The sequence below is a fragment of the Runella sp. genome (assembly GCF_027484545.1).
GTDB lineage: Bacteria > Bacteroidota > Bacteroidia > Cytophagales > Spirosomataceae > Runella.
This window is the reverse complement of the sequence record NZ_JAIXST010000251.1, coordinates 14,235-30,696: the sequence shown is the minus strand read 5'-3', so window position 1 is coordinate 30,696 and position 16,462 is coordinate 14,235. Positions and strand designations below refer to the sequence as shown.

Genomic DNA, 16,462 nt, shown 5'->3' with positions numbered 1-16,462 from the left:
TCTCGTCTAAAATCAGGCACTTCTTTAAAGGTTTCTTTCCATTTCATTCACAAAAATAGTCACTACAACCTTTTTGACCTACTTTTGCCTTTATAGGCCAGTTTTAAGTGCCTTTAACCCATATGAAAAAAAGTAACTTTCCAAACATTTTCTGTATTTTTTAAAAAAATATCCTCATTATAGGATTTTAAGGGCGAGAATCCAGAAACATGAGCAAGCAAATAGAGGTAAGGAGTCGATTTTATTCAATGATACCATTTTCAACAACATCGCTTTTGGTACGGATGCTACGGAAGAGCAGGTAATGGCGGCGGCCAAAATTGCCAATGCCCACGACTTTATCATTGAACAATACGATAGCTATCAAACCATTATAGGTGACCGTGGAACGAAGTTATCGGGTGGGCAGCGTCAACGCCTGAGCATCGCCCGGGCGATTTTGAAAAACCCACCGATATTGATTTTGGACGAAGCGACTTCGGCATTGGATACAGAATCGGAAAAATTGGTACAGGAAGCGTTGACCAATTTAATGAAAAACCGGACGACTCTCGTTATTGCTCACCGCCTCAGCACCATTCAACATGCCGACGAAATTTTGGTATTGGGCGGCGGAAAAATCATCGAACGCGGCACGCACGATGAATTGCTTGATGATGAAAAAGGCTTTTATCGGAAGCTGAGTGTAATGCAGAGTTAATCTTACTCAAAAACTCCACGTATTCTTACTCTGATTGTAAGGCTCTAAAGAAAATTTGAAGCCATTTCTGACGCCAAAATCATTGGATTGACCAATGACATAATAGGCACCGAGTCGAATTCTCTCTCTGCCTATTTTGAACACTCTGTTTAATCCAAAAAAGACTTCTGAATATTGGTATTTTCGTTCGGGAACGTATAAAAACCCGCCACCTGCCACTTCTCTGATTTTTGTTTTGTTGAGTAACGGGATTTTACTCGTAAAAAAACCATTGAATTGATGCACATAATATGACTCAAAATGCCAATTGAAAACTGGGAACGTTTTGGGAATCAATTGATAACTGAACATGGCCGGGGAGAAAAAATAGCTGTCGCCGCCGCGCATGTACTTGTAATCCATGACGGCTAAACTGGTGGTATCCAGAAATTTACCAACGTTGATACGGTACTCTGACGTGCCAATAATGCCTACGTTAAAGGTTTGTCGAACTGAGGCTGACAGATGGGTAAATACATTGTTGTTTTGACCTGTTACCGGCCATGCTCTGTCCAAATTAAGACTGAAGGTAGGATATTTTGAGCCTAAAATCACTTTCTCGTTGGGTTCTCTCAAATAGAGCTGTCGAGGGGTGTATTCGATGCCGATGCCGGTTTTATACACATGACTTGTAGGAAAAACCTGAGGCGTATTATTACTGAACACTTTATCTCCCAATCCCCCAAATTTGAAATCTGCCAAATCGCTCCTAAGTTCATAGTAAGCTTGTGTATTGAGATAAAACCCATTGAAGAGCTCGGTACGGTGACGAATCTCCACAAACTTATTTTGATAAAAATTACTTCTCTTGATGATATCCCGTAAGGTAGCTGCTCCATTAATGATGTTGAATGCGGAACCAACCGAGATGTTGATGCTTGATACTTTTAGGGGATTGTAAAAATAATTAAGGAGAATACTCCCTCTTAGGTCTTCATTTTTAAAACCATACGTGAAATTCGTATTAACCCATACCTGTTTCCGATTTTCCTGTCGCTTGTAGTACCCCAAACCGTATCGGATTCGCCAACCGCCAATGGCTAAAGGATCAAAAAGACCTAAAATCGGGTCAAAATACCAATTGTTTTTCTTCTCACGATTGATATGTCCCATACCTAAGTACAAGATTTTCGGGAGGGTGATTTTGTTGTAGACCTTGTCGATAGAATCTAAATAGGCTTTTGAATTATGTAAAATTTCAAGTCGTTCTTTTTCTTTGATTACTCGTTGCTCGTCTTTGGTAAGGGGATGAGGCCTGATTTTCTCCCAAAAGGTAGAATCTCTTTTGTAGGCATTGTCGGTAGTAACGCCTATTTCATCCCCAAAAAAACGTTTGGGTAAATTTAGGTCAAATTCATAGTTGGAATGAATGACTTCCGTCTTCCCCGATTTTTTCGTTCCTCCTTCTTTTACTTTCCAGGTGTAGGTGATTTTTGAAGCAACCCAACGGTTCTGAATATTTTCAAATTCCTGCTTTACTCCAAATTCGTCATAACGGAGTAGTCCTCTTTTGGTTAATTTTAAATCTACACTTCGCAGCACCCATTTATCCTCCAAAACCTCTATCGTGCCTTCATATAGTGCATTTCCCAATGCTCTGGGAGTTACCTTGATTTGGAAAATCTTATCCTGACCGACAAAATAATACTTAATCAGCTGAAATTTATAACTCAAAAAGGTAAGGTCACTCAGGAGGGAAGTGATTTCATTATCGCCTATTTTGGCTATTTTTTGATGGTTTTGGTAAAAATTGAACTCTCCGTCAGTGACTGATTTGAAAAAAAGCGTGCTCTGGTCACCAATCTTCTTCACCGCTTCCCTTTCTTCTTTTTGCTGTCCGGTATTGCTTTGGTGCCTGATGAGTTGGCATTCAAAAATATTGAGATTAGGAAGACTGTCTTTTAAGGCCAGTGGCTTTTCACTTAGTTTAAGTTGTTCGCCCGGATTAGGCGGTACATCTTCTTCTTTCTTTTTTACAATTTTCTTTTCAACTTCCTCTACACTTTTTATGTACGCCTTGGCTCTGTAGTTTTGGTATTGATTTAAAATGGCCTCTTTGTTCTCAAGCACTTTTTTAATGACCTCATACGATTCATCTTTCTTTTTGACTTTTACTACGACTTCGTCCAACTGTTTATGGTCAATTTTCAGAAAAACATTTTTTACCAAATCTTTTTCAGCAATCACCTCGAATACTTCGGTTTGATACGCCATTGAAGAAACCGAAATCCGATTCAGACCTTCCAAGAGTTTAATTTCGTATTTGCCTTGTGCATTGGTTACCGTGCCGGTATTGCTGTTCACCACACGAATCGAAGCGCCCGCTAAAGGCTCATTGTTTTCTGAATACACATAGCCACGCAGCGTGTAATACTCTTGGGAAAAAGAGAACAAGGGCAACAGGAAAAGAATGAAGAAGAGTAAAGTGTGTTTCAAAAGGCTGTTATTTAAGTGGATATTGTACGAGTTGTACCTTTTGAAAAACGCAGGGAGGAGAGTTTTTATTTTTAATGAATAAAAATTGAAGTTCCTTAACGGTACAAAGTAGTTTTAAAAAATCACATTCAAAACATCTCCATTTTCCGTAAACAATAGATTACTCAAATGCCCGATTTCAGCATAGCCGTTGTTGTCAAATACCAAACCTTCAAAAATGGCTTCAATTTCGTAGGCCTGAACGCGACGATGGAAGGGTTTGAGCGTGCCTCCATACTCACCGACGGCCACGGCCGGATTCCATTGTAAGTGTGCATCTACAATCGTACCGCGAGGAGCCATAATGCCCGGATTACCAAGACCACGAAAATCAATTAAGTTGGGATGATCCAATCCTAAAGCGTGGCCAAATTCGTGGGCGGCGGTGGTAGATTCACCAAGGTTGTCAGTGGTAATCCAATGACCCACGTTGTCGCCTAAACCAAAACCCATAAAGGAGCGAGTGACGTGGTTTTGCGCTTCGAGACGAATGAAATTGTAGCGAAAGTTGGTATTTTTGAAAGCTAATTCAATGACTTCATTAAAGCTAACGACTTCATAATCAATTCTCATATGAACATTATAAACTTCTTTGTCAAGGTTGACAGATGCCTTGGGTTCGTGGTACATGTCACGAATTTCAGCAACGATTTTTTGTGCTAACTCTTTAGTAGCTTGGGTGCCGTAGAAGATAAGTTTGGCAGAGATGGTAACAATTTTACTTTGTTTGTTTCGGATTGCTAAAGCGGCCATTTTTAGGATTTTGTAAGCAATTCTTAAACGAAAATAGTTGTTAAACCATATAAGGCATAGAAGGAAATTTAAGCTTATATGGCCTTATTGTTTCAATAAGATTCAATTAAACTTCGAGCACTAAAAGAATAGCATCATTGGACAAGGCCTCAAATTCAACTTCAGTCACATGGGTCAACGATAGTCCGTCACGCGGGTGAAGCAGGCGGTTTTGGACTTCAAATGCCCCTTCAATAACAAATATAAAAACACCGTTTCTCTCAGGATTCCTGACTGTATAAATTCCCTCTTCGCGACCACCAAATTTGCCGATAAATCCCTGGGCATGGGTGGAAAAAAATGGGAGTAATTGGTTTTTGTCCTGAAAATCAAACGTATTTTGGGTGATTGTAGGAGTAAAATGTTCCTTTTGTCCTGAAATTCAAATTTATAGAAAATTTACTAACTCGTCCGAATAAGGATTTGTAATCTCATACTCCATACCTTTTCTTGAGATTAGTGGCAGAGATGGTTGTTTCTAATTTTATTACGCTCATTCTCCCCTGTTCGTTGTTAAAAAGGGGAGAAATGAGCGTAATCTTACTTAATGGAAGGGGCCTTCACTATCAATTCACGCACAATTTTGTTATCCAAAGGTTTGTTGGCCAACTCTTGTTCGGCAGAGAGGCGTCCGTTGGTGATGACGTTGAAGCTTCCCGTTTGTATATAGCCCAAAGCGGCGGCCAAACAATTTTCAAGTGGGTCTCCCCAGTTTTTATCAAGCCCGTCGGCAACGGAAGCATCTACGGCCAAACCGCTGTAATAATCCCCTACATTTTTGGCGTTGACAGTTTTGAAGGCAATTGGGGCAATTACGTAATCCATCACCTCAAAGCCGTACATTCCAACCGGTTTGCCGTGCGTAGCTTTCCCAATAAGTTTGACATCAAGATAGGGTTTCAGGTTATTGATCAACAACTCAGAAGCCGAAGCGGAGGAGGAGGTGGTGATAAAGAAAATGCGAGATAAGTTGAGCTAACCCGTTTTTGAAAAGTTAATGGTTTCATCCCAAGAAGATAATTTGTTATTGTGTTGGTAACTGAACATGACCGATGAACGAGTCACGCTCGTAGGAGCCAAGGCATTGGCAAGCATCACCTGTGTGTCTACATCGCCGCCACCATTGTAGCGCAAATCCACAATAAGTTCGTTGACACCTGCGGTTTCAAAATTACTCAGGACTGCTTTTAGCTCATTTTGAGAAGGGGTTCCCGTAAAACTGTTGAATACCAAATAACCCACCTTTTTTCCTGCTACGTCGTATGTTTTGTTGAACAGTACCGTATTAAGCGTATAAGTGGTAGTAGTGAGAGGAACGGCTACGGAGCTTCCGTCTGCTTTCTGAAATCCAAAAGTGGTAGAAGTGGCATCGTAAAAGGCACTGATGATGGCGTCGTCAGAAAGCGACGCAATGGCTTGCCCATTGATGGCACTCAATTTCCAGCCGCGTTCTACTCCTGCCTTGCCGGCGGGCGATTGTGCATACACGTAACGAACGCGCAGGTCGTTATTGGAATCGTATTTGATCCAAAATCCAAAATCACTGGTTTCACCATCTGAAAAATAACTGTTGAAGGTCGTTGCTTTTTCGACAAAAGACCATCGGTCTAAGGTTTGATAAGCACGCAAAGCGTCCATTTCGCTTTCGGGGTCGCTGTAACTACGGGCATTAAAAGTAGCAGGTAATTTATCGTACCACAAATACACATTCTGCATGTACGACCACAACGAGTCACGAATATCGGCGGTAGCGGTTGTGGGGGTAGTAGTGGAGTTTTGAGGGTCGAGATCGTTTTGTTTGCAACTTACTGCCAACACGCTGAAAGCCACCAATCCCGCGATTGCAAATTTTGAGATACTGCTCATAACACTGTTTTAGTTGAAAATGGTTAAAAAAACAGGGAAAGATGGAGCAAATTCTGATGGGGGAGTTTGGTGGTAATTGTGAGACCTGTTTAACAATACGCAAGAGCAAAGGCAAACGTTTCAGGATATTACAAACTTGTAGTAAACAGGATGAATGTGTAGGAGAGTTTAGTCGAAAGGAACTACCTGTTGCTATTTATGAACTCGGGGATAAAGTCACGTTATGCTTAGTATTTAGCTACAATGTGTCGGTAGACAAGTATTTATAAGGTGGTTTAGGTTTTTAAAATGGTTAGGTTTACTTTGTTTATTCAACCCAATAAGTTTCTGTTCGTTTTATGGCTAATGAAGTAATTCTGCAAATCAGCAGCAAGTTGAAAGATTACCGAAAATCGAAAGGTATTACTATTCAGCAACTTGCCGACCGCGCACAAGTAAGTAAAGGGCTTATTTCTCAAATTGAAAACAACCGTACTATTCCCTCGTTGTTAGTGCTTATCAATTTGATTCGCTCGTTGGGAGTTGATTTGAACGATTTTTTTGCTGATGTTGAGCAAGCTACCGAAAGCAAAGTCGTAGTAAAACGGAGCGAAGATTATCAAAAATTTGAAAAGGAACAATCGAAAGGGTTTGTGTATAAACGGGTAATGACGCGCAACATTCAGAGCCTGCCCACTGACATCGTCGTGTTGGAATTAGCCCCCAAAGCCACGCGCTCATTCATGGTAAAAACCAATGCTTTCGAATACAAATACATTATCAGCGGTAACATAGAATATACGGTTGGCGACCAAAAATACGTGCTCAATACGGGCGATTCTATCTTTTTTGATGCCAATTTGCCCCACAAACCGTCCAATATCGGAGATACTACTGCCTTGATGCTGGTCATGTATTTCTTTAAAGAATAACGTTTCTATTGTTTCATTTTCATCTTTTAACCATTACTCACATGAACAATTTAATTTATGTATTGATTGTCGGAGCTATTTCCGGCTGGTTAGCCGGAGAAATCAAGCGCGGGTTTGGTTTTGGACTTATTGGAAATATTATCGTAGGAATTATTGGTGCCTTTGTGGGAAATTGGGTGTTTGGCCAATTGCATATTTCGCTCGGTGCTGGTCTCATCGGTGTAATTTTGACTTCAGTGATTGGGGCTTTGATTGTACTTGCCTTGATTGGTCTTATTAGAAGATGATTGTCGAAAATCTATTTTATTATGTCAATAGCCCGTATTTTTGCGGGCTATTTTTTTGTTAAACTCTCCCATTTTATCTTTAATATATGAAAAATTGGATTCTGTTATTTCTTTGTTTTTATTGTAAAATACTTGTAGGTCAGGATGTTAAACCTGATTTGGGTCGAATTTTGGGGCATATCAATTACCTTGCTTCCGACAAAATGAAAGGTCGAGGAACGGGTAGTAAAGAGAATGCCAAAGCGGTTAAATACATTATCAAACAATACAAAAAACTGAATTTAACACCTTTGGGGACGAAGGGATTTCGTCAGCCTTTTACCGCCAAAGTACGGCGTGTAGTGGTTCCCGACAGCATTCGTGAAGCCAACAATGTCATTGGTTTTTTGGATAATGGCGCTCCTTATACCATTATTATCGGGGCACATTACGACCACTTGGGAATGGGAAAACAGGGAAGTTCGCGGGATAAAGAGCCTCAGGGGAAAATCCACAACGGCGCTGACGACAATGCATCGGGGGTGGCTGGTTTATTGGAATTGGCGCGGTATTTCTCAAAAAACGAAGTAAAAGAGCCCTATAACTTCTTATTTGTAGCTTTTGGGGCGGAAGAATTGGGTTTAGTGGGTTCGCGGTATTTTGCCAATAACCCAACGTTGCCTTTGGACAAAATCAATTTTATGTCCAACATGGACATGATTGGGCGCTACAATGCCGACCGAGGGGTGGGCATTGGTGGTTACGGCACGAGCAATGCGTGGCCTGGCGTGTTTAAAGGTGTGGAAGGAAGTGTCAAGTTTTTCACCGACCGCGCAGGCAGCGGCGGCTCGGATCACGGGTCTTTTTATGCGAAAAATATCCCGGTAATCTACTTTCATACGGGCGGTCACGACGACTACCACAAATCTACGGACGACCCCGATAAAATTGACGCAGAATCGGAAGTAGGGATTCTGGAAGTTCAAATCAAATTGATTGAAAATGCGATGAAATTGCCGAAGCTGGTTTTCACGGAGGTGAAGTAGGTCTCAACGTCGGCGAGAACTGGCCGTTTGGCGTTTTAAACGGGAGCGCTTAGCTCTCGCCGACGTTATATGACGACGTTAAATTCTCCCCACAAATTGCTTTATATCAAAGTAATCTAACATTAACTCCCTTTTTTCCTTATGTATCCATTTCTACGAACGCTTTCTGTGGCTGCTGCGTTGGTCACGGCGAGTAGTCTGGCCGCTTACAAAAGCGTCGAAACAACGCCCTCAAAGGCGAAAGACGCTTCATTTGGCGTCATTCCCGCTACTGATATTAAAATGCCTGCTGGTTTTTCAGCGACTATTTTAGCCGAAGACTTAGAAACACCGCGCCACATTGCCATATCGAAAGGCGGTGATATTTACGTCAAAATCAATAAACTAAAAGACGGCAAGGCCATTTACCGCCTGCGCGATACCAACGGCGACGGTGTCATTGACGAAAAAATAGGCTTCGGTGATTACAAAGGCTCGGGTATTTTTATTCGCGGGGGCTACCTGTACGCTTCTTCTTATACAGGTGTGTATCGATATAAACTCAATGAAAAAGAAGAGATTATCGACGTCAATAACCCCGAACAAATCGTAAAAGGCCTGGTGACCCGAGGCCGTGACGAAGCCAAAAACATAGCCGTGGACAACAATGGATATGTCTATGTCAACGTAGGTTCTTATGACGAGACGTGCAAAGAAGCAGGCACCAACAAAGGCAAAATGCCGTGCCCATTGTTAGACTCAGTTGGCGGAATTTGGCGGTTTAAGACGAGCCAATTGAATCAGCAATACGGCGACGGAGTTCGCTATGCAACGGGTTTGAAAAACGTCGTAGGTTTGGATTGGAATTCAAGTACTAACTCACTTTTTGTGTTGATGCACGGACGCGGCAAATTTCACGATGTATTCCCGCAGTACTATACTCCACAAGACAGCGAAAAACTCCCCGCCGAAACCATGTATGAAGTACACGAAGGTGATGATGCCGGTTGGCCGTACGTGTATTATGACCCCTTCCAAAAGAAGAAAATTCTCTGCCCCGAATACGGTGGTGATGGCAAAAAAACGGGTGGCGAAAAAGCCATCAACCCCATTGCCGATTTTCCGGCACACATGGGTCCCAACGCCGTGCTTTTTTACACGGGAAAAATGTTTCCTGCCAAGTACAAAAACGGCGCTTTTATCGCTTTCCACGGTCAATCGCCCGTCTTGAAAAAAGGCTATATGGTAGCGTTTGTACCTTTCAAAAACGGCAAGCCCTCAGGCCCTTGGGAAATCTTTGCGGATAATTTTGCGGGTACTGACCTTGTGAAACCCACGGGTCCGATTCAGCACCGCCCCACGGGTCTCGCCCAAGGACCTGACGGGTCGCTCTACGTAACTGACGACTTGAACGGAACGTTGTATCGGATTGCGTATAAGGCTCCTAAGAAATAGAATTGGTTTGGCACAAAAAGGCTCACGTCAGAGATGGCGTGAGCTTTTTTGCCTTTGCGGACGTTCTCACCCGTAAGAAAGGCTGGTAGCTTGCAAATCAAGGGGTTAGTTGTTGGTGGGTTTTCATTCTTGGTTGTGGAAAAGTATTTTGATTTCAACTTCATTTTATCAAGACAATTTTTGTAAATTTGTCAAAAAATGACAAGTCGTAAATTTCCCAAATGGATGGTCTAAAATCAGAATTAGGGCAATATCTTAGGGAGCTAAGAAAAGATAGAAAAGAAACACTTCATCAGGTGTCAAAGGGGACTGACATTGACTCTCCGATGCTCAGTAAGATTGAAAGAGGAGAACGGTTGCCTACAAGCGAACAGTTGAAGCGGTTAGCCAAGTTTTACAAAGTGTCCGAAGCAAGTTTGAAAGTTATGCATACTGCGGAAAAAATTCTAAAAGAGTATGGCGCAAACGAAACTACTTACGATGCGATTCAACTTGTCAGTGAACAATTAACTAGTTACGCTAAAAAGTCGAAAGATAAATAATTGTGAAACAGAAAATCAAAAGCCTTATTGCATACTTCATTGGAAGTTTAAATTTGATAGAAAAGAAAATCCCTATGCAGGATTTGAGCATTTTCTTTTCTGTCCTGATTGCAACTTTTACATTGAAAAAGAAGCAAAGTAAAACTTCCAATGCAAAAATTACTTTTGCTGATTATCATTCTGAATTCAAAATAGAAATTCAACTTGTCAAACAGAGGTTTCCCGACCTGATTAAAATATTTCTTGCAACAGAATCTCAACTCGAAGCCGAACTACTTTTTTCAGTTTTTGAAAAGTTGAAAGTTGCTTTTGAAAAAATCGATGATGATGTTGATGATATTATCTCTTGGTCTTACCAATTTTTAAAAAAAGATTTGGAGAAGGCTGCTTTCAAGAAAATTGGAAAAGACAGTGCGAAAATTGAAGATTCTGATTTGCTTTTCACCACTCAGTTTTTTACTGATAAATACATGGTGAAATATTTAGTAAATGAATCTTTGTCAGGCTTTGATATTACCGATATTCCAAAAATTGTTGTCATTGATTCTGCTTCTGGCGGTGGTAACTTCTTGACCTATTCTTTTGAATGCCTTTACGAACATTACAAAGAGTTTAACCCAAATTGGTCGAACCAAAAGATTGTTAATACTATTTTGAATAGTTCAATTGTCGGTTATGATTTGGATGCAAACCTTTCTAAAATTGCTTCGCTGTCTTTGTTTGTGAAAGCTTGCGATTATGCTGTACCAAGTAAATCAACACCAATTAAAATTTTTGGCGGAACTGCAAACGACATATTGGGTTTCTTGAATCCTCAAGTTACGTCCAACTCAATTAGTGGAACAACTTTCAAAACCCAATTACAAAAGCTCAATAATGAGAAAAAAATAAAAGTGTTTGTTACAAATCCTCCATTCATGGGTAAACGGGATATGGACACTTCGCTGAAAAAATATTTGCTTGCGAACTATCCCGAAAGCAAGGGAGATTTGTGCGTTTCTTTTATTCAGCGAATTATTCAGTTGATGAATGAGAAAGATGTGTTGGGTGTGGTGTCACAAAACAACTGGATGTATCTGTCCTCACTCAAAGATTTCAGGCAACTATTTTTAGCAAAGCAAACTTTGAAAGAGTGCATTGATTTAGGAAGCAATGCTTTTGAAGATATTAACGGAGAGAAAACAAATGTTGCTTTGTGTGTTATAGGAAACTCTGAAATAAAAACTACAAGGTTTTATAATTTGAAATTCAAAAATATTGTAGAGAAAAAAAGTTTGGTATCAAACAAAAATATTTCTACTGAACTGACTTTTGAGTTAAACCAAAATCAGTTTTTGAAAAACAGTAACCTTGAATTCAACTATCAATTAGAACACCGTTTTGAAAACATTCAAGGGCTTCAACTTTACTCTGAGTTTGCTAACCCAATGCAGGGAACTTCAACAGGAAACAATACTGAATTTGTAAAATTTGCTTGGGAAGTAAACGGAAGTGCCGACTGGAAATTGGTTAGCAAAGGCGGTGGTTTCAGTAAATGGGCTGGCTTGAATTATTACAAAGTTCATTGGGGGCAAAATGCAGAAATTATTAAAGCAAATAAGGGAAGTGCGCTAAGAAACATTGATAAAATTCCTACCACACAACTTGTTTATAGTGACACTGGAACATTAGGTTTGAATGTGAGAGTTCTTAAAGAGAATCAAGTTTTCATTGCATCAGGTCCAGGCATTCAAGTTTTGAAAGGCAATAAATATGCTCACCTTGCTTTTCTGAATTCAAAGGTTGCGACTTTCCTTTTAAAACTTATCAATCCAAAATTCACAATCAGTGCAGGATACATTTCTAAAATTCCTGTTGCACAAAATATTTTGGATTCTAAATTCATTGCAGAAAAAAGCAAACAATGTTTGGAATTGAAAGAAAAATACCTGCAAAAGAAATTACCAAACTTTGAGTTTCAACACTTAAATTATTCTGAAATAAAAAACCTTGATTTGTTCCTTGAAAAATTAGTCATTGAAGATATAGAAAGCGATTATCAACGGCTTTTCTTAGAATCAATAATTGAACGTGAAATCAGAAAGCAATACAATTTCAATTCAAAAGAATTGCAGGAAGTAAAAAGCGTTGTTGGTGAATCTCCATTCTTCAATAAGAAAAAAACTTTGAAGATAAATTCTGAACAATTGGATTTGCTTCTCTCTGGAAGTATTGATTTGAATTGCTTGTCAACAAGCAGGGCAATCAATGGTTATTCTGTTGGTAGCGAAAGTGTGTTTGAAGATTTGTCATACAAGCTCGATGTAAACCCTAAACCGCTATTTGATTTTATAAAAAAGAACGTATCGCAATTCAAAAGCACTAAAGCCAAATATTTTAATGACTTGTTGCACAAAATTATCCTGAATGAGTTGGGTGTGAAGCAAATTTCAATTTACAAGTTTCAGGTTTTTGATTTGCCAAAGTTGATTGAATCAATAAAGTCAAAATATATTTTCCTGAATGAGCAAAGGGATTTGACAGAACAAATTATTTCAATTATTCAAGTTCACCATAAGAGTAGTTTCTTCAACAAGCCATTGGTTTCTTATACCAAAGAATTTTTAACAGTTGGACAAATTCACAATGGATAAGGCGTTAGAGATATACAGCTACATTCTGAAAGAACATCTTTCAAAGTGTTTTGTAAAGCAGCAAAACATCAACCCTGTTGAACTCAATAAGGAAAGGTTCAAAGTGAAAGCGGTTTTTACCGCTTCAATTATTTTTTTGAAGAACAATACAAAAAGAGAAAACTGCAATATTATTTCTGCAACTAATCACTGGCTGAAAAATTCATTCGCTGCTGAAAATTTATTTTCAGCAATCATTGACAATGCAAATGAAGCACTGATAAAATTGGTTGATGACAACCTTTGCAATTTGATAGGTGTTGAATCAATTGATGTTCCTACACTTTACGAAACTTTGTTGGGTATTGAAACTGGAAATGAAAGTAATGGAACGAAAATTTCAACGGCAAAGAATTATAGGAATAAGTTAGGTAGCTACTACACGCCTGCAAACTTAGCAAAGTCCGTTACTGGAAAAACTATTGATGCTTTTTTTGAATTGAATTTTGGAAGAGTTGGCAAAGAATTTCTAAAAGAAATGGCCGCTATAAGTTTTGCTGACTTCTCTTGTGGTGGTGGTAATTTTATTATTGCAATTATAGACTACTTTGAAATTCTGTTTGCAAAATGGAACATTGAAGAAGAATGTAAATTGGAATTGCTGAAAGCAATTGCTTTAAATATTTCTGCCTTTGATGTAGATTGCTTGGCTTTGGAAGTAGCAAAGCTAAATTTGCTTTTGAAAATTAAGCAACCGGCACTCTTCAAATCACTCAATGAAAAATTCATTCATTCAAATTTTTTATTGCAGTCTGATTTTTCAATTAATGAATCAAAAAAGTTAGAAGTATTTTCAACCGGATTCATTTACCATGAACAACTTAGTTTGAGTAAAGACAAACTGAAATATTATGATGTCATTTTGGGCAATCCACCTTGGGAGAAAATAAGGTTTGAGGAAAAAAAGTTTTATGCTCTTTATTCAAATACGGTTGCAGAAAAACATTTTAAGTCAACCCGAATAAGTGAGATTACAGAAACAGAATTGAGCAATGGTGCATTGGCTGAATATTCAAAAGAGTTCAAACTTGAAATTGAAAAAGCTAAAACAGATTTAAAGAAGAATTCTTTTTTCGCTTTGTCAAACAATGGTGAATTGAATACTTATGCTTTGTTTACTGATGCTGCCGTAAAGTTGAAAACCAAAAGAGGTGTTATAGGTTTGGTTTTGAAAAGTGCAATCGTTACAAGTCAAGTGAATCAAAATCTTTTCAAATATCTGACAAAGAAAAATTTAGTTGTTGCGATTTATGATTTTATCAATCGTAAAAAGATTTTCAATATTGATAGCAGAGAACGGTTTTGTTTTTTGCTGTTAGGCAATTCCAAGGGTGAAAGATTTCATGTTTCAATGAACCTCAGCGAAGTTTCGGAAATTGAAAAAGCCAAGTCAGAAATTGAGTTGTCCTATGACAGTTTGAAGTTGCTAAATCCATTTACTGGAATGCTTCCAAACTTCTCAAACAAAAGGGAAGCGGATTTTCTTTTAAGAGTTTCGTATAACTTTCCATTTTTCAAAAATGTTTATGAGAACGTGAGATTCGGCAGAATCGTTCACCTAACAAGTCATGCAGAGTTTATCACAAAGAAACAAGCAGAAGACAATGTTCCGATTTTTGAGGGGAAATTTTTCAACCAGTTTGATGGAAAGTTTTCAGGATTCAATGGCGTAGCGGATGAATTGAGATACGGCAACAAATCTTCTTCTGTCAATATTGAAGAAGCAAAAAAAGAGATTGCAAATTACTTTCCTGAATCAAGATTTTTTATCAATGCTGAAAAGTGGCAACAGCTTTCCAAAAACCACAATGAGAAATTCATGTTGGCTTGGAGAAGTTTAACTTCTGCAACTAACACACGAACCTGCATTGCAACCGTGTTACCTTTTATCCCTGCATCGCAATCGGTCCAGTTCTTAACTACAAGCCAAAATGACTTACTTTATTTAACAGGGCTTTTTAATTCGGTGGTATTTGATTTTATTTTGAAGAAAAAACTAAGTGGGATTGATTTAACTCAATCGGTTATAAATCAAATGCCTGTTCCTAACATTGAGCAAACCACAAGCAAAATAAATTTTAATGGTGGCGAAGCCACCATTAAACATCATATTTCGTTGCTTGTGTTTTCTCTTTTGAGACATGATGTTCGTTTGAATTCTCTCTTTGAGAATTTGGAATTGCAAAATGAAATTAGAAGCGAAAGCAAACTTGAAACTGTCAGAAAGATTGATTTGCTTTTTATGGCCCTTTATAAATTGACGGATTCTGAAGTTGAATTGGTGCTTGCTGAATTCCGCAAGCAATATTCAAAAGAGGATTTGCGTTGGTTTAAAAGCGAGTTAGAGGCGATACAACTAAATGAAACCATAAGCCCTGCCAGTAGTCTCGTTCCCCATCTTTCCCCAAGTTGAAGAGTTTTCAATTAGTTTATCTCTGTCGTCAGTATCAAGTATTTCAAGTTTGTAGTTTGTGTCGTCAATCCTTGTAAACAAAAGTATTTTGTTTACAAATCCTCCATCTTGTCCTAATTGCATTCTTGAAATTGCGGTTAGTTTCTCATCATCATCTGTTACTCCTTTCAATTGCATTCTCCAATTGCTGTTTCCTGGGGTGTAAAAAACAGGATTTACTTTATAAACCTTTCCTCCTAAGTGAATATCAATATTCTTTGAAGCATCAACATCATCAGGGTCTATGCCGAAATAGACTACACTGCCTTGAAGAAGTTCTCCGTTATGCTTTCCCTTCTTAGACATATCAAGTTGATTTTTTGAACCGCCTGTCATTCTCCCTGTTTCAATCCACATTGAGCCCTCGGGTAATTCAATAGTTTCGTTTACAACATTTAGTTCTTTGTTTTCCTCTACAAGTATTTCCTCTTTGGAAACAACTTTCTTAAATCCTCTAGGCGGTCTTTTCGGTTTTAGTTTTCCGAAACTTTTTAATAACGCATCATAAGCAGCAGAATCTTTTTCGCCAAACTCTCGGTTAATTTTATTGAACTTAGCCCTATTAACTATTTCAGGCAAAACGATTTTGCTGTTGACAAGAATTTCCAAAACTTCAGAAGTAAGTCTTTGACAACTTGGGTGGTCATTATTTATTATCTTATTGTAGTGCTCATAAATATCAGCCAAAAATTCAATCCCCATTTCATCTTCTTCATTGTTGAAATTGACGCATACGGAAGATTCAATACTTTGGAAAAGTCCTCTTTCGGTCAAGTTGGAAGAACCTACAACTGCTCTTGAAAAAGTATCCCCTTCAAAAGCGTAAATTTTTGGATGGTAAATTATATTATTTGGTGAGAATACAATGTAGGTTTCAATTTCAAGTTCAATAAGTTTCTCCAAAGCCTCTTTGGAAGTTCCGTTCAAGTCAACTCCTACATACAAACGAATTGCTCCACCTCTATCTTTAAAAGCTGTTAGTTGGTCAATAATATTGTTAATACCGCCAATGCTAACGAATGCAACAAATGCATTGAAAGAATTAAATTGTTCATTAATCAATGAATCAATAATTAAATTTCCTGCTGTGGAATCACTTGTTGGGTCTAAACCTTGTCCTATAAATTTAAGCTCCATATTTCTGCTATATGCTTGATTTTATTTTGTTTTCCTTTTCAGTTTCTAAAAGTAGTCAAAGATATGATTCTGTCTTCTGAATTTCTTAAAGTGATGAAGAAAACACTCTTTCATTTTTTTGGGGTGGCTT

At 38.5% G+C, this 16,462-nt stretch carries 13 protein-coding genes and 1 pseudogene; 8 read left to right on the top strand and 6 right to left on the bottom strand.

Going from position 1 to position 16,462, the window contains the following annotated elements; all coding sequences use genetic code 11:
* Window positions 1–229: 229 nt before the first annotated feature.
* Window positions 230–700, top strand: a pseudogene (locus Q0081_RS22985) (ATP-binding cassette domain-containing protein); the annotation flags it as partial.
* Between the two features lie 6 nt (window positions 701–706).
* Here the strand turns inward: Q0081_RS22985 and Q0081_RS22980 are convergent.
* The 5 genes from Q0081_RS22980 to Q0081_RS22965 all read right to left on the bottom strand — a co-directional run bounded on the left by Q0081_RS22980 (window position 707) and on the right by Q0081_RS22965 (window position 5,872).
* Entirely contained in the window at window positions 707–3,175 is a 2,469-nt protein-coding gene (locus Q0081_RS22980) for a DUF5686 and carboxypeptidase regulatory-like domain-containing protein (protein WP_298359185.1), read from the bottom strand.
* A 114-nt stretch (window positions 3,176–3,289) separates the two neighbouring features.
* Window positions 3,290–3,967, bottom strand: a complete 678-nt coding sequence (locus Q0081_RS22975; RefSeq protein WP_298359182.1) for a hypothetical protein — start codon at window positions 3,965–3,967, stop codon at window positions 3,290–3,292.
* A 106-nt stretch (window positions 3,968–4,073) separates the two neighbouring features.
* Entirely contained in the window at window positions 4,074–4,280 is a 207-nt protein-coding gene (locus Q0081_RS31955) for a hypothetical protein (protein ID WP_409034090.1), read from the bottom strand.
* A 266-nt stretch (window positions 4,281–4,546) separates the two neighbouring features.
* A complete protein-coding gene (locus Q0081_RS22970) occupies window positions 4,547–4,921 on the bottom strand; it encodes a hypothetical protein (protein WP_298359179.1) in 375 nt (124 codons plus the stop codon).
* Window positions 4,922–4,981: 60 nt separating this feature from the next.
* Window positions 4,982–5,872 (bottom strand): S41 family peptidase, encoded by an 891-nt coding sequence (locus tag Q0081_RS22965; protein WP_298359176.1) that lies wholly within the window; start codon window positions 5,870–5,872, stop codon window positions 4,982–4,984.
* A gap of 338 nt (window positions 5,873–6,210) precedes the next feature.
* Between Q0081_RS22965 and Q0081_RS22960 the strand changes: the two genes are divergently transcribed.
* The 7 genes from Q0081_RS22960 to Q0081_RS22930 all read left to right on the top strand — a co-directional run bounded on the left by Q0081_RS22960 (window position 6,211) and on the right by Q0081_RS22930 (window position 15,156).
* Window positions 6,211–6,783 (top strand): helix-turn-helix domain-containing protein, encoded by a 573-nt coding sequence (locus Q0081_RS22960; RefSeq protein ID WP_298359173.1) that lies wholly within the window; start codon window positions 6,211–6,213, stop codon window positions 6,781–6,783.
* A gap of 41 nt (window positions 6,784–6,824) precedes the next feature.
* Window positions 6,825–7,070, top strand: coding sequence for a GlsB/YeaQ/YmgE family stress response membrane protein (locus Q0081_RS22955; RefSeq protein ID WP_298359170.1), 246 nt, complete (start codon window positions 6,825–6,827; stop codon window positions 7,068–7,070).
* Window positions 7,071–7,156: 86 nt separating this feature from the next.
* A complete protein-coding gene (locus Q0081_RS22950; RefSeq protein WP_298359168.1) occupies window positions 7,157–8,095 on the top strand; it encodes a M20/M25/M40 family metallo-hydrolase in 939 nt (312 codons plus the stop codon).
* A 141-nt stretch (window positions 8,096–8,236) separates the two neighbouring features.
* Window positions 8,237–9,529: a sorbosone dehydrogenase family protein gene (locus Q0081_RS22945; RefSeq protein WP_298359165.1), complete on the top strand. Its 1,293-nt coding sequence runs from the start codon at window positions 8,237–8,239 to the stop codon at window positions 9,527–9,529.
* Between the two features lie 221 nt (window positions 9,530–9,750).
* The gene (locus tag Q0081_RS22940; protein ID WP_298359161.1) at window positions 9,751–10,071 is read left to right on the top strand and encodes a helix-turn-helix domain-containing protein; all 321 of its coding nucleotides are present in this window, start codon (window positions 9,751–9,753) and stop codon (window positions 10,069–10,071) included.
* 2 nt (window positions 10,072–10,073) lie between these two features.
* Window positions 10,074–12,704, top strand: a complete 2,631-nt coding sequence (locus tag Q0081_RS22935; RefSeq protein WP_298359158.1) for an Eco57I restriction-modification methylase domain-containing protein — start codon at window positions 10,074–10,076, stop codon at window positions 12,702–12,704.
* Complete coding sequence (locus Q0081_RS22930) at window positions 12,697–15,156, top strand: Eco57I restriction-modification methylase domain-containing protein (RefSeq protein ID WP_298359155.1); 2,460 nt, start codon at window positions 12,697–12,699, stop codon at window positions 15,154–15,156. Before Q0081_RS22935 ends, Q0081_RS22930 begins: the two co-directional genes overlap by 8 nt.
* Here the strand turns inward: Q0081_RS22930 and Q0081_RS22925 are convergent.
* Window positions 15,100–16,332: a phospholipase D-like domain-containing protein gene (locus Q0081_RS22925; RefSeq protein ID WP_298359152.1), complete on the bottom strand. Its 1,233-nt coding sequence runs from the start codon at window positions 16,330–16,332 to the stop codon at window positions 15,100–15,102. The genes Q0081_RS22930 and Q0081_RS22925 overlap by 57 nt on opposite strands.
* Window positions 16,333–16,462: the final 130 nt, after the last annotated feature.

Excerpts from the sequence above, each read along its gene's own strand:
- Q0081_RS22925 (WP_298359152.1), bottom strand. The coding sequence starts at position 16,332 with ATGGAGCTTAAATTTATAGGACAAGGTTTAGACCCAACAAGTGATTCC.
- Q0081_RS22965 (WP_298359176.1), bottom strand. The coding sequence starts at position 5,872 with ATGAGCAGTATCTCAAAATTTGCAATCGCGGGATTGGTGGCTTTCAGC.
- Q0081_RS22950 (WP_298359168.1), top strand. The coding sequence starts at position 7,157 with ATGAAAAATTGGATTCTGTTATTTCTTTGTTTTTATTGTAAAATACTT.
- Q0081_RS22940 (WP_298359161.1), top strand. The coding sequence starts at position 9,751 with ATGGATGGTCTAAAATCAGAATTAGGGCAATATCTTAGGGAGCTAAGA.
- Q0081_RS22975 (WP_298359182.1), bottom strand. The coding sequence starts at position 3,967 with ATGGCCGCTTTAGCAATCCGAAACAAACAAAGTAAAATTGTTACCATC.
- Q0081_RS22955 (WP_298359170.1), top strand. The coding sequence starts at position 6,825 with ATGAACAATTTAATTTATGTATTGATTGTCGGAGCTATTTCCGGCTGG.
- Q0081_RS22930 (WP_298359155.1), top strand. The coding sequence starts at position 12,697 with ATGGATAAGGCGTTAGAGATATACAGCTACATTCTGAAAGAACATCTT.
- Q0081_RS22945 (WP_298359165.1), top strand. The coding sequence starts at position 8,237 with ATGTATCCATTTCTACGAACGCTTTCTGTGGCTGCTGCGTTGGTCACG.
- Q0081_RS22960 (WP_298359173.1), top strand. The coding sequence starts at position 6,211 with ATGGCTAATGAAGTAATTCTGCAAATCAGCAGCAAGTTGAAAGATTAC.